Here is a 12895-nt window from a genome sequence, read left to right as displayed (position 1 = left end):
GGTGGGTAGGTCTAGGGGGAAGGCAGGCGCATGCGGCGATTCACGGGTCTGCCGTGGATTGAGTACCTGTCCAAGATCGATCTGTCCAGCGCGACACCGCGATTCCGCACGACCTGTTTGAGTGGGACAAGGAACACATCGAGGCCGGTTCGAATCGGGATCAAAGCCTGGCTCAGCCGCCGACCACGATTCGTGTCCGTCCTCAGCGGACTGTCCGGGACAGCGCCAATGCCGCGGTGCGTACCGCTGGTGCGATCCGCTCGGTGCGCATGCGGTTGACCCATCCCGCCACTGAGATCGCCGCTACCGCTTGGCCGTCGGCGTTGAGGATGGGGCTGGCGACGCAGACGGTGCCGATGCTGGATTCTTCGCGTTCGTAGGCGGTGCCTTCGTCGGCGATCTTGGTGAGTTGGCGTCGCAGCATCGCAGGGGAGGTGATGGTGCGTCTGCTGATACGTGGCAGCCCTGCGGCGATCACCGTATCGGCGACGTCGTCGGGAGAGTAGGCGAGGATGGCTTTGCCGACGCCGGTGGCGTGTGCGGGGAATCGGCCGCCGATGCGGGAGGGCAGTCGGGGTGCGTCTGGACCTTTCAGGACGTCGAGGTAGACGACTTCGGTGCCTTCGAGGGTGGCGAGGTGGACGGTGTTGTGGGTGGCTTCGCGGAGGTCGGCGAGTAGTGGGCGGGCGGTGTCGACGAGTCCGCGTTGGCGGACGGCGAGTTGGCCGATTTCGAAGAGTTTCAGCCCGAGTCGTAGTGCGGTGCCGTCGGGTTCGAGTAGTCCGTGGTCGATGAGGTGCCGGGAGAGTCGGTGGACGCTGGTCTTCGGCAGTCCGGTGCGGCGGGCGAGTTCGGAGACGCCGAGTGCGTCGTCGCCGGGTTGGAAGGCCGCCAGGAGCGCGGTGAGCCTGGCGGCCGTGGACGGGTCGGCGGCCGCGGCACCCGACGGCTCGGCGCCGGACGGGTGAGTCTCATTGTTCCGCTGACCGGTACGCATGCGTTGAGTGTGCCGTATGTGGGCGCGCACGGTAAGGGGCATGAGTACGGACAAGGCGGTGGCCGCGATCGTCGGTCCCGGCAATATTGGTACCGACCTGCTGGCGAAGTTGCGTCGTAGCGAGTTGGTCGATGTGCGATACATGGTGGGTGTGGTGCCCGAATCGGATGGGCTGACCCGCGCGGCGGAGCTGGGGGTGGAGACGTCGGCTGAGGGCGTGGACTGGCTGCTGACCCGCGACCGCCTGCCGGATCTCGTGTTCGAGGCGACGTCGGCGAAGGCGCACGCCGCGAACGCGCCGCGCTACGCCGAAGCGGGCATGACCGCCGTCGATCTGACCCCGGCGGCGCTGGGGCCGTTCACGTGTCCGGTGGTCAATATCGGTGATCAGTTGACCGCGCCGAACATCAACATGATCACGTGTGGTGGGCAGGCGACGATCCCGATCGTGCACGCGGTTTCGCGTGTCACCCCGGTGCCGCATGCGGAGATCGTGGCGTCGGTGTCGTCGCGCTCGGCCGGTCCTGGCACGCGCGCGAACATCGACGAGTTCACCGAGACCACGGCAGCGGGCATCGAGAAGGTCGGTGGTGCGGATCGGGGTAAGGCGATCATCATCATCAACCCGGTCGAGCCGCCGATGATCATGCGGGACACGGTGTTCTGCGCGATCGATCCGGACGCCGATCGTGACGCGATCAGCGAGTCGATCCATCGCATGGTTTCCGACGTCCAGGTCTACGTGCCGGGCTACCGGCTCAAGGCGGACCCGCAGTTCGACGACCCGCAGCCGAACTGGAACGGCCGCGCCAGGGTGGCGGTGTTCCTGGAAGTCGCGGGCAATGGTGACTACCTGCCTACCTACGCGGGCAACCTCGACATCATGACCGCGGCCGCATCGCGGGCGGGGGAGCTGCTAGCCGAGAAGATCATCTCCGACCGGAAGGCGGTGCGGGCCTGATGGGCATCTGGGACAACGTTGCGCGCGACGTCCGGATCGTCGACACCTCGCTGCGGGACGGCAGCCACGCGATGGCGCACCAGTTCACCGAGGCCAACGTGCGCGACACGGTACGTGCCCTCGACGATGCCGGGGTGTCGCTGATCGAGGTCAGCCACGGTGACGGGCTGGGCGGGTCGACGTTCAACTACGGCTTCTCGCTGGTCGACGAGCGCACGCTGATCGAGGCCGCCGTCGACGAGGCGCAACGAGCCAAGATCGCCGTGCTGCTGCTGCCTGGGCTTGGCACGGTCACCGATTTGCGGGCGGCCGCCGATCTGGGGGCGGGTGCGGTGCGGATCGCTACGCACTGCACGGAGGCCGACGTGTCGATCCAGCATTTCCAGGCCGCCCGCGACCTGGGGTTGGAGACGGTCGGGTTCTTGATGCTCTCGCACATGTCCACCCCGGAAGAGCTGGCCAAGCAGGGCCGGATCATGGTCGACGCTGGCTGCCAGTGCGTGTACGTGGTCGACTCGGCCGGCGCGCTGATCCTGGAGGAGGCCGCCGACCGCGTAGAAGCGTTGATCGCCGAGTTCGACGGGCAGGCGCAGGTGGGTTATCACGGGCATCAGAACCTGTCGTTCGGTGTGGCGAACTCGGTGTTGGCGTATCGAGCGGGGGCGCGGCAGATCGACGGTTCGTTGGTCGCGCTCGGCGCCGGTGCGGGCAACTCGCCGACCGAGGTGTTGGCGGCGACGTTCTACCGCCTCGGTGTCGAGACCGGTGTCGACAAGGACGTGCTGATGGACGCCGCCGAGAACGTGGTCAAGCCGTTCATCACCCGGCTGCCTGTGATGGATCGGTCGTCGATTGTGCAGGGCGTGGCCGGGGTGTATTCGTCATTCCTGCTGCACGCCGAGCGCGCGGCCGAGCGCTACGACGTGCCCGCGCACGAGATCCTGTATCGCTGCGGCGAGCGCCGGTATGTCGGCGGCCAGGAAGACATGATCATCAACATCGCGTTGGAGATCGCCGAGGAGCGGCAGGCCGCGACGGCTTAGCGGGACTGGCCGGACACGGACCTGTTCCTCCCGGCACGTACCGGGAGGAACAGGTCCGTGGTGGTTAGTAGGCGCAGATCGCCTGGGCCACGATGAAGTCCCAGTCCTCGCTCGTGGGTGAGGTCTCCACCGCATGCGCCATCACTCGGTCCAGGCTGTTGTAGGGATAGACGACTTGCAGCCCGACACCGGCTGGGGCGTTGTTGATGGTCGCCGCGCCGGCGCCGTGCACCCGCTTGCCGCTAGGACAGGTCGCGTGCGCGGTCTTGGTCGCTTCCGAGTCCCGCTCCGACGAGGCACCGTAGACGACCTCGTAGCCGTACGGCCGGTTCACGCACACCGCGTAGGCGGTGACGTTCCAGTTCCCGCTGTAGCCGTTCGCCTCCTCGCGCGCCTGCGCTCGGGTGATGTCACCCGTGCCCGACGCCCGTGCGATCTGCAGCGCGACTTCACCGGTGGCGGCGTAGTTCACCCGCGCGCCGGAGCCGATGGCCCGCTTGCCCGAGGGACACACGGCCTTGGCATGCTGGCGCTCCTTCGCCTCTGGCGGACTCAGGTATCAGAACTGTCCGAATTCCTGGCTTCATCGGCTGCTTCGGCGGCTGATTTCGGCGGCGTAGTTGGTCCAGTCGCCGCTGCTGGCGCGTTGCCAGGCGACGGCGACGGTGATGTGGATGCCGAGCAGTCGGGCCAGGACGGCAGCAGGCAGTTCGGTGCTGAGCTGAAACAGCGCTGCGGATCGGGATCGGGCCGAGTTGATGCCGAGCTTGCGGAGACGTTCGGCGAGGCCGAATGCGCTGATGGGCCGGCCGGGCTGACCGCCGGGGAACAGCCAGGGGGAGGTTCCCTGGTCGCCGACGACGGCCTTGCCGTGGCGGGCGGCGACAACCTGGAGAACGAGCTCAGCGAGGGGTTCGGGCAGCTCGATCGGCTCGCGTCCGAGCCGCAGGCGTACTTGGTTGTCGTGGTGTTCGACGTGGTCGATGGTGAGGCGGCTGAGGGCGGCGGGCCACTGGGCGTAGAGCAGCACGAGCAGCCCGGCGACGCGGTCCTCGGGTTTGAGCGTGTCGTCGTGCAGCAGCCAGCGAGCCTGTGTCCAGCGGGTTTCGGTGTCGATGAGGCCGGAGGGTCCGTCCCACCTCGTGGCTGGGAAGTCGAGCTGGGTCAGTTTCTGTTTCTTGGCCCAGCGGACAAAGTTGCCGGCCTCGGTGCGGTAGCTGCGTTTCGTGGTGGCCAGCCAGGCATCCAGGTCGCCTTGCCGCGCCGTGGCCAGCGTGAGCCTGTGATCGGTGAGCCAATCGAGCAGGGTGATGGCGGCCTTGATAACCCGCTGCGCAGCGACGACCTGCTCGTGGGTGGTGTCGGCGCCCTTGACTCGGCCACGCAGCCGCCGCATGACATGCCAGACGGCGTAGCGGTGCAGCATCTGCCGCTCGTCGGGGTCAGCACGGTCGGCGACGATGTCGGTGATCCACCGTTCCAGCCGCGCCATCTGCTCATCCCGTGGCGGCAGCGTTCCGATGGCGACCAGGACGCTGCGCAGGTGTTCGACCGTCTTTCCCTCGGGCAGCGCGTCCAGGGACGCGTGGGTGAGCGATTGCCCGGTCAGATCGCGCAGGATCGCCGGGGCGGCGCTCTTGTTGAGCCAGTTCGCGACCGTGGTGGGTCGTTTTGCCTCGGCAAGGGTGTCGTAGAGGCCTTGCAGTTCGGGGCGAATCTCGCCGCTGTCGTTGCTGAGCAGGTCGCGCAGCCGCTGCTGGACGGCGCAGCGGGCGCACCGTCCAGCGTGAATGCGGTCGGGTTGACCGCAGTTGGGGCAACTGCGCCAGAAGCCAGGGTCGGGACGGGCGCAGCTCGCGCAGAGCGGTTCATCGAGGGTGCCGCCACGGATCGGTGCGTCTTCGCCGCAGCCGACGCAACGAATCCACCGCTGTCTGCAGGCCCGGCACCAGGGCGTGCCGGTCGCCTGGGAGATCACGCAGGGTGCGTCCTTCCCGCAGATCTGGCACGTCAGGGTCTTGTATGGCACGCAGCTGCCGCAGAGCGGCCCCTCGGCGGTGCGAACGTTGACGGGACGGCGTCGGCCGCAGTCGAGGCAGGTTTCCTGGTTGGCGGGGTCGGTGATCATGCAGTTCGGACACAGCGGTTGGCCGTGCTCGTCGCGGGTGGCCGCCTCGCGGACCACGCCGCAGCGCGAGCAGGGTTGGGCGCGGGATTTGGCCACACAGTTGCGACACAGCCACTGTCCGTCGATCCGGCGGTGCAAATGGATGACTCGGTCACAGCCGGGACAGGACGGGCGCACGATGGCCTGCGCTCCGGCGTCGCGGAGCTTGTCGACCAGCCGCAGCACTGCGAGAACGGGTGCCTCAGCGCCAGCCCCGGTGAGCAGTTCGGGCCGATCTTGCACCGCCCATGCGAGCTGATAGCGGCGTCCGGCGCCGGGCACTGTCGCACGAACTGCGGCGGCCACGACGTCCGCCGACAGTGTCGAATCCACGCCGGTCACCACGCCCACGACGATGTCGACGGGATCCCGACCCGCATCGGGCGGGCAGTGGGCGCATCGCGGATTCCCGTCCCGGTCTCGGCAGTTCACCGGCCGGACCTTGCCGCAGGCCGCGCAGGCGTCTCGCCGGGGACCGCAAACGCCGCAGTACCAGTCCTGGCCGCGGCGCTGCAGGGTGCGCAGGGGTTTACCGCATTCAGCGCAGACCGGCGGCGAAACTTCCATCGCGCCGGCCTCGCGCAGCGCGATGAGCAGATCCCCGACACCCCTGGGTGCTGGGGAGCGACCGTCGGCCAGCAGCACTGGCTTCTCAAGCAGCGCTTGGGCCATGCCGCGGCGCTTGGCCCGGCCCCCGGCAACACCGGTCACCGTGGCTTCGATCACCGTGCGGTCCAAGTTGGGCTCGCGTGCGGCGACAAGGTCGACGATGACGCCGATAGGGTTGGCGAGCACCTCCGGTGCCAGCGGGACTGGCATGGTCTACCCGTCGACGCGGGTGATGCGGGCCCGCTTGGGGCGCAGACCGCCGACCCCGGCCTCGGTATCGCCGACAGCCTTGGACCGGCGAAGCGGGGTGGCCCCGGCGATCGGCTCGATCAACTCGTCCATCGTGCAGTCGAGGATGTCCAGCAACGCCATCAGCACGTTCAGGCTCAACCGTTCAGGCCGCTCGGCGACCAGCCGGTAGACCTGGCTGGACGACAGGTGGATGCCGCGCTGGGCCAGTGGTTCGATCAGGTCGGTGGTGGCGAACAGGCCCCGGTCGGCCATGACGTTTCGCAGCCGCCACCGGTAGTCGAGTTTGCGGGTCATTCACGATTCCTTCCGACATTGCGGGTCGAAGGCCGGGTTCAACGCCTTGCGCAGCGCGGTGTTCATGAAGTCACCGGACACATGGGTGTAGATCGCCGTCGACGTGTCACACCGATGCCCCACGGCCTCCTGGATGAACCGACGATCCACGCCTTGCTCTGTCAGATGGGTGACCCACGAGTGCCTCAGCGAGTGGGGCGTCAGCTGTTTCGGCAGGCCGAGGGCGTCGCGGTAGGCGACGAACCGGGCATTGACCTCCGCCGGTTTGACCCTTCCGCCGCGTTCGGTGACCCACATCGCCGGGTGCTCGTCGCAGCCGAACCTCGGACGGATGTTGTCCACGTAGTCGGCCACCGCCTCGACCGCCCACCCCATCACCGAGGGCACGTTCCGCCGCCGCGGTGGCTGCCCGCGCACCGCCTTGCCATAGCGGACGTGCAGCATCCCGTACCGGCCGAACTCCGGCGCCGCCGGATTCCGGCCCCAATCGGCGATGTCCAGTTTGGACGTCTCGGTGCGGCGCAACCCCCACGCATAGGCGACTTTGAACAGCGTGGCATCACGATAGGCAGCCAGTGCGCCCTTGCGTTTCGCCCGCACCGCGCGGTCGACCTGGTCGTCGGCGTAGTCGAGGAACCGCTGCAACTCCTCGCGGGTGAACGGCCGCGCCTCGGCATCACCCTCGTACTCGTTGAGGTGGGCGATGGTGTTCCACTCGTGGCAGATCGGCACCGGATGCACCCCCGGCCCGAACTCGCCCTCGCACGCGGCCGCCCAGCCATACCGGGCGTCGCACAGGTACTCGCTGAACAACCGCAGATCCGTCTGATAGTTCCGGATCGTCGCCGGGGTCAGATGCTTTTCGCTGGTCAGCCACTGCGTCCACTCGTCCACATGGGCCGGTCCCCAGCTCCACGGGTACTCATTGGTGAACGAGATGAACTGAAGCACCAATCGCACCCGCGGGGCCATCGTGGACTCCTGCAGCCCCCGCGCCGTCTGCTGAGCATGCCAGCCGCGCAGCATCGCCTCCACCATGGCGTCCTCCGGCCGCAACTGCACCACACCCGAGACCAGCTCCAGGTGCGCCGCGCCGGCCAGATCACCCCGTCCCACCACGCCTCCAAACCAAGATCACCAGGACCGTTTGGGGCAGGGATCATGCACCTAACGGGATCACTCGGCAAGCGACGCAGGTCAGACGGCGTGTCGCAGCCGCCCACCACCGGCATTGCCGAAGCGCTCTCAGCAGGCGACCCGCAGTTTCTCGCCCGTTGGATGCAATTCCCGAGGGTTGGAGTAGGACGTGGTGCCGGTGACGATCTGGTGCCCGGACATCGGGTCCGCGCAGATCGCGTAGGCCTGCACCCACCAGTCACCCGAGGTGTAGAGGATCTCCTCGCCGGTGACGGTGTATCCGTCGCGGTAACTCTCGAACGGCCGCAGCTGCGTCAGTGCCAGGTTGTCCTCGGCGTAGCGGTCGACGGCATGAACCCAGCCGCCCCCACCGACGACCTGCTTACCCGACGGGCACCGCGCGGTCGCGGTTTTGGACGCCTGCGAGTCGGCCGTCGGTGTTGGGGAGAACACCTTCTCCAGCCCGGTCACCGCCGACGCAGGTGCCGCTGTGGTGAGCTGTACGGCTCCCAACGCGCCCGCCACCAACATCATGGTCATCGCTCTGGTCACCCAGCCCGTGATGGTGCGATATCTGTTGCTCATATGAGAACTCCTTCATGCTCGTGGCCCCGCGCCGACCTCACGTGGCATGCCGCCGATCCGGGTCGGTCCGCCAGCGGGCCGAAGGGGCTCGCGCCCCGTCCTGCTCGGAGATGCCGCACCGTGCGGCACGAACACACCCTGGCGCCACGGACCGTTCAGCGTCGTTGCGCGCGAACACGGTCACTCCGTGTTCGCGAACACGGAGCCGAAGGCGCGGTGCGGCGCTCGATCAGGGAGCGGTTGGCGGAGGGGTCAGGCGCGGCGAGCGATGCGGGAGTTGCGCCTGACGCGGGTCAAGGCAGCGCTGACGTCACGTCTCGGAATTGTCGTCGTACTGTTCGAACAATTCCATCCTGACGTCGAGGAGTTGGGGATGCTGCAGGTCGACGAAATGTACCTCGCGCCATTGTTCGAATCCGATTCGCTCCAGGAGCGTGCCAAATCGAATGCTCGCCAGTTCCGCCGATACCTTGTCCGGGCTGGAGTTGATGAAATCCAGTGGTGAAACTCGGGCGACCGCTAGTCGCGCACTTGGAGCGAACGCTCGCAACGCGCCCGCGAGCAACGCGCCCCCGAGGCCATGGCCCTGCCAGGGTGGTGTCACGGCAACGTGCCGGACGATCACCATTCGCGCGATGCCGGGGGTGATTTTGTGGTCGAGGTCGGGGTGCAACCTGCCTTCCGCGGGATCGATCAGCGTTTCCGCGATGAACTCCATCGCCCAATCACCGAGGTCAGGCGCGTCCAGCAGGTTCCTTTCCCTGCGTAGATCCGCGATGACCAGTGAGAAGTCGGCGACGTGCCTGTTCTCCGGTGGACACGGGGCGTCAACGACATCAGCGCTCACGCTCCATCGCTCTGGCATGTGGTCTTCGTCGTCGGTCTGCCACCACAGTCGTTGATGTTCGAGCTTCACGTTGATCGACAGTGGATTCGCTGGCAGTTGGTGCATAGCCGTCACAGTCACCTCACGGCTTTTTATTGGATCGCGGCATCGCGATTGAAGGAACCCCACGCTTTAATAGTGCGAACTATGTAAGCACCTTAGACGATCGCCAGGCGATTTCGTACCCGTGGCCGCCATCAAAAAGGCGAAAGATGCTCCCGTTCTAGTAGTGGCGGCGCGTCCGAGTCGAACCTGAAGCTCGCCGCATCACCGTTCCTTGGGGTCACTCCCTAACCACGGAGCGTGTGCGAAATGATCACGCTGCGGCCACAATGTCACTCTTTAGAGGCCGCAAGCTCGATCGAACGTGTAGCGTTTTCCCTCGTTCTGTGTCGGGGATCTTCGCGAAAACAAAACAGCAGGGGAGACACGTGCGTCCACATCGCTGGCTCGTCGTCGCCATGACGAGCGCGTTGTTGTTCGGCGTGCCCGCGACCGGCTATGCGTCGGTCTTGCCTCGGGCAGCCGCACAACAAAATGACCCATCCAAGGCCGCGGAACGCGACATGAAGCGGCAGTCGCACGGCACGGTGACCGTCGAGCGCGATGAGCGCGGCGTTGTCGAGTTCGTCGGAACTCAGCCTGGCAAGCCGGTGCGCAAACCAGCGCAGGCGGCCGCCCAGGCGTCGCGTGAGCAGCAGGCCGCCCAGTACCTGCGCCGCTATGGGGCGCTATGGGCACTAGATCACGCCGGTTCCGATGCGCACGCGACCCGTGCGTCGAAGTCGCGTGGTGCCGGCAACGTCGTGCGGTTCCAGCAAACCGTCGACGGTCTGCCCGTCTTTGGCGGCGAGCTCGTCGTCGCGCTGGACGGCGCTGGCAACCTGCGTTCGGTGACCGGAGAGACGACGCCGCTGCCGCTGTCGCGGCGCGAGATGCGGGTCACGCCGCGGCAGGCACGCGAGACGGCCATCGAGTTGACCGCCCGGACCAACGACCTCCCGGCGAGTGCGCTGCGGGCGAGCCAGCCCGAGGCCTACGCCTACGACCCGGCGCTGCTCGGTTCGTCGCGGGTCGCGTCAGACCTCGCCCCGGTCTACAAGATCGAGGTCACCGGTCCAACGCACATTAACCACTTGGTGCTGGTCGACCGCACACGTGGGTCGGTGCCGCTGCACTTCAACCAGGTCAGCCACGCCCTTGACCGCGTGGTCTGCGACCGGAACAACAATCCGGACGGCATGGACGCCGACGGCAATCCGAAGCTGGCGGCCTGCACAACGAACTTCGCGCGCGAGGAAGGCGACGTCGCGACCGGCATCACCGACGTCGACGCCGCCTACGACTACGCGGGTGACACCGCCGAGTACTTCCAGAAAGAACTCGGCATCGACCTCACCGCGATGATCGGGCACGATGCCGGGTCGGGAAAGAAGCTGCGCTCGACCGTGCGCTACTGCCTGCCAGAGGATCTCGATCCCCGGTGCGAGATGGTGAACGCCTTCTGGAACGGCAACGGCGCCTACTACACCGAGGGTATGCCGCTTTCGGACGACGTCGTCGCGCACGAGCTGACCCACGGCGTCATCGAGAAAACCGCCAACCTGGCGTACTGGTACCAGTCCGGTGCGATCAACGAGTCGATGGCCGACGTATTCGGCGAGCTGATCGACCTCAACAACGCCGATGACGAGACCGAGCCCCCGTGGAAGCTGGGAGAGGACTCCCCGCTCGGCATCGTGCGTGACATGGCCGATCCGGAAGTCACTAACCAGCCGGATCGCATGACCAGCGCCAGCTACTCGGCGGAGCCAATCAGCAGCGAACGGTTCGACAACGGTGGCGTGCACACCAACAGCGGCGTCGGTAACAAGGCCGCATACCTGATCGCCCGGGAACCCGCGGAGGGGCCAGTCACCTTCAACGGCTACGCCGTCACCGGCATCGGGCACGCGAAGGCGACCGACCTCTACTACGAGACGCTGCAACTGCTCAGCTCCGGCGCCGACTACGAGGATCTGTTCCACACGTTGCGACAGGCATGCTCGAACCTCGTCGGTACCGGCGGCATCGACAGTGGCGACTGTGACACCGTCACCGCGGCGGTCACCGCGACGGAGATGGACCAGCAGCCGACCGACCCAGGAGCGAAAGCTCCCGAGGCGCCGGTCTGCCCCACCGGCACCGAAAAGGTCAACCTGTTCCGCGATGGCTTCGGCTCGCTCGCGAACTGGCGGACGACGAAGGGCATGTGGCACCGGGCCAACAACTACGCCAAGAGCGGCACCTACAGCATGTACGGCTGGGAGCCAGCCCGGCAGGCTGGCGAGCCCAAGCGCACATACGCGCGGATCAGGGGGCGGTTCGAGATCCCACGAGGGGTCAAGACCTTCCTGCGGTTCGATCATCAGTACCTGTTCACGCACCTGACCGCTGACGATCAGAACCCCGCTGAGTACTGGGCGGGGGGCGCATTGCAGTACTCAACCAACCGCGGTAAGTCGTTCAAGTCGGCATCCAACCTGCCGTGGGTGAACGGGCCGGATGACACGATCAAGACGCGGAATCTGAGTACCGGGACCTACGAGTCTCGCTATACCGGATTCGGTGGTGACAGTCACGGCTACATGTCCAGCCGTCTCGACGTCAGCTCGCTCGCGGGCAAGAAGGTGAACTTCCGCTGGCGGATCAGCGCCGACCCGGAGTTCACCTTCGATGGTTGGACGCTGGACAACGTCAACCTCTACGTCTGCGGCGCCGACCGGCCGAGCAGCCCGTCGGCCATGTCCGCGACCGGCAAGCCGCACCGGGCGGTCGTGACGTGGCAGCCGCCGGTGTGGGAGGGCGACGGTGGCGTGCGGAAGTACTCCATCATCGTGCGTAGCGGTGGCAAAGCCGTCAGGCACATCGACGACATCCCGGCCGACGCGAGTCGATTCGTCGTTCGCAAGCTGCGCAAGGAAACCAACTACAACTTCCGTGTGCGGGCGCACAACACTAGCGGGGCGGGCGCCTTCAGCCAGCACCTGCTCAAGGGCACGTCGGTCTCCGCCAGCACGAAACCGAAGGTGCTCGTCTTCGGCACGAAGACGAAGGTCAGTGGTGCGCTGGTCAACCCGGCTAATAAGCGGGCGGTCAAAGGCCACAAGGTCGTGCTCTTCGGTAAGCCGAGAGGCAGCACGAAATGGCGCGAACTCGACGTGACCCGGACCGGCCGTGACGGCGGATACGCGTTCACCCACAAGCCGTACCGGAACTTCCACTACAAGGTCGTGTACCGCTCAGGTAACAAGTTCCGGATGTGGACGAGGTCGGACCTGCGCCGGACGTGGGTGCGCCAGAAGGTCACCGCGTGGTTCAACGACTACCGGCCGAACCGGGGCCAGTGGGTCGCCTTGCGGGGCAGGGTCGCGCCGAAGCACGCTGGCCAGATCGTCCGGCTCCAGCAATGGGACCGCGGCGACAATAAGTGGAAGACGATCAAGAAGAAGAAGCTGAACAAGTACAGCAAGTACAAGTTCTCACTTCGTAGGTGGCAGAACCGCTGGTTCGCCTTCCGCGTGGTCAAGCCCGGCCACTTCGACCACAGGAAGGGCATCAGTCCGGTGCGCCGGATCTACGTCGGTTAACTGGCTAGCGAGCAGGACGCCCCGTCCGCGGAGCGCGGGCGGGGCGTTTCTGCCGCCGCCACGGTCACGGGCCGTGTCGGTATCTCGAGTCCGCGCAGGCTGACGCCACACGAGCAATGTTCGTTATCGCAACTGTCTGTACTCGCGGTATTCGCCGCTGGTCGTCCGAGTCTTTCGAATGGGTTTCACGGTTGCCCCATTCAGGTAGAGTGTGATCGCCTTACGAAGCGATAACGGCGTTTACAGCCACCGGCGGTGTCACGAACCCCGTGACCCGGTAGGCCGTGTGGTTTCGGACACCGGCGATGGACGCGCGTTCCTGGCTGAAGGGCGGG

Annotated in this window: 10 protein-coding genes; 3 read left to right on the top strand and 7 right to left on the bottom strand. The window is 66.5% G+C overall.

The window, feature by feature from the left end; translation table 11 throughout:
• Positions 1–202: 202 nt before the first annotated feature.
• Entirely contained in the window at positions 203–997 is a 795-nt protein-coding gene (locus tag ACFQGD_RS30220) for an IclR family transcriptional regulator (RefSeq protein ID WP_345390926.1), read from the bottom strand.
• A gap of 40 nt (positions 998–1037) precedes the next feature.
• On the opposite strand from ACFQGD_RS30220, the gene ACFQGD_RS30215 reads away from it, so the two are divergent.
• A complete protein-coding gene (locus tag ACFQGD_RS30215) occupies positions 1038–1958 on the top strand; it encodes an acetaldehyde dehydrogenase (acetylating) (protein WP_345390923.1) in 921 nt (306 codons plus the stop codon).
• Positions 1958–3001: a 4-hydroxy-2-oxovalerate aldolase gene (gene dmpG, locus ACFQGD_RS30210; RefSeq protein WP_345390920.1), complete on the top strand. Its 1044-nt coding sequence runs from the start codon at positions 1958–1960 to the stop codon at positions 2999–3001. Before ACFQGD_RS30215 ends, dmpG begins: the two co-directional genes overlap by 1 nt.
• A 64-nt stretch (positions 3002–3065) precedes the next feature.
• On the opposite strand, the gene ACFQGD_RS30205 is transcribed toward dmpG, so the two are convergent.
• The 6 genes from ACFQGD_RS30205 to ACFQGD_RS30180 all read right to left on the bottom strand — a co-directional run bounded on the left by ACFQGD_RS30205 (position 3066) and on the right by ACFQGD_RS30180 (position 8997).
• On the bottom strand, positions 3066–3515 hold the full coding sequence (locus tag ACFQGD_RS30205) for a hypothetical protein (RefSeq protein ID WP_390183433.1): 450 nt from the start codon (positions 3513–3515) through the stop codon (positions 3066–3068).
• Between the two features lie 69 nt (positions 3516–3584).
• Positions 3585–5987: a hypothetical protein gene (locus ACFQGD_RS30200; RefSeq protein ID WP_345390875.1), complete on the bottom strand. Its 2403-nt coding sequence runs from the start codon at positions 5985–5987 to the stop codon at positions 3585–3587.
• Between the two features lie 3 nt (positions 5988–5990).
• Positions 5991–6323: a helix-turn-helix domain-containing protein gene (locus ACFQGD_RS30195; RefSeq protein WP_345390872.1), complete on the bottom strand. Its 333-nt coding sequence runs from the start codon at positions 6321–6323 to the stop codon at positions 5991–5993.
• Positions 6324–7439: a tyrosine-type recombinase/integrase gene (locus ACFQGD_RS30190; RefSeq protein WP_390183717.1), complete on the bottom strand. Its 1116-nt coding sequence runs from the start codon at positions 7437–7439 to the stop codon at positions 6324–6326.
• 129 nt (positions 7440–7568) lie between these two features.
• A complete protein-coding gene (locus ACFQGD_RS30185; RefSeq protein ID WP_345402088.1) occupies positions 7569–8045 on the bottom strand; it encodes a hypothetical protein in 477 nt (158 codons plus the stop codon).
• A gap of 310 nt (positions 8046–8355) precedes the next feature.
• Positions 8356–8997, bottom strand: coding sequence for a hypothetical protein (locus ACFQGD_RS30180; RefSeq protein WP_345402091.1), 642 nt, complete (start codon positions 8995–8997; stop codon positions 8356–8358).
• Positions 8998–9362: 365 nt separating this feature from the next.
• Between ACFQGD_RS30180 and ACFQGD_RS30175 the strand changes: the two genes are divergently transcribed.
• The gene (locus tag ACFQGD_RS30175) at positions 9363–12560 is read left to right on the top strand and encodes a M4 family metallopeptidase (RefSeq protein WP_345402094.1); all 3198 of its coding nucleotides are present in this window, start codon (positions 9363–9365) and stop codon (positions 12558–12560) included.
• Positions 12561–12895: the final 335 nt, after the last annotated feature.

Source organism: Haloechinothrix salitolerans, from assembly GCF_042662605.1.
Taxonomy (GTDB): Bacteria; Actinomycetota; Actinomycetes; order Mycobacteriales; family Pseudonocardiaceae; genus Haloechinothrix_A; species Haloechinothrix_A salitolerans.
The sequence above is the reverse complement of the archived record's forward strand: the minus strand, read 5'-3'. Positions and strand labels throughout refer to the sequence as shown.

Bases quoted from the DNA above. Each gene is read 5' to 3' on its own strand.
- ACFQGD_RS30185 (WP_345402088.1), bottom strand. From the start codon at position 8,045: ATGAGCAACAGATATCGCACCATCACGGGCTGGGTGACCAGAGCGATG.
- ACFQGD_RS30180 (WP_345402091.1), bottom strand. From the start codon at position 8,997: ATGCACCAACTGCCAGCGAATCCACTGTCGATCAACGTGAAGCTCGAA.
- ACFQGD_RS30195 (WP_345390872.1), bottom strand. From the start codon at position 6,323: ATGACCCGCAAACTCGACTACCGGTGGCGGCTGCGAAACGTCATGGCC.
- ACFQGD_RS30220 (WP_345390926.1), bottom strand. From the start codon at position 997: ATGCGTACCGGTCAGCGGAACAATGAGACTCACCCGTCCGGCGCCGAG.
- dmpG (WP_345390920.1), top strand. From the start codon at position 1,958: ATGGGCATCTGGGACAACGTTGCGCGCGACGTCCGGATCGTCGACACC.
- ACFQGD_RS30215 (WP_345390923.1), top strand. From the start codon at position 1,038: ATGAGTACGGACAAGGCGGTGGCCGCGATCGTCGGTCCCGGCAATATT.
- ACFQGD_RS30200 (WP_345390875.1), bottom strand. From the start codon at position 5,987: ATGCCAGTCCCGCTGGCACCGGAGGTGCTCGCCAACCCTATCGGCGTC.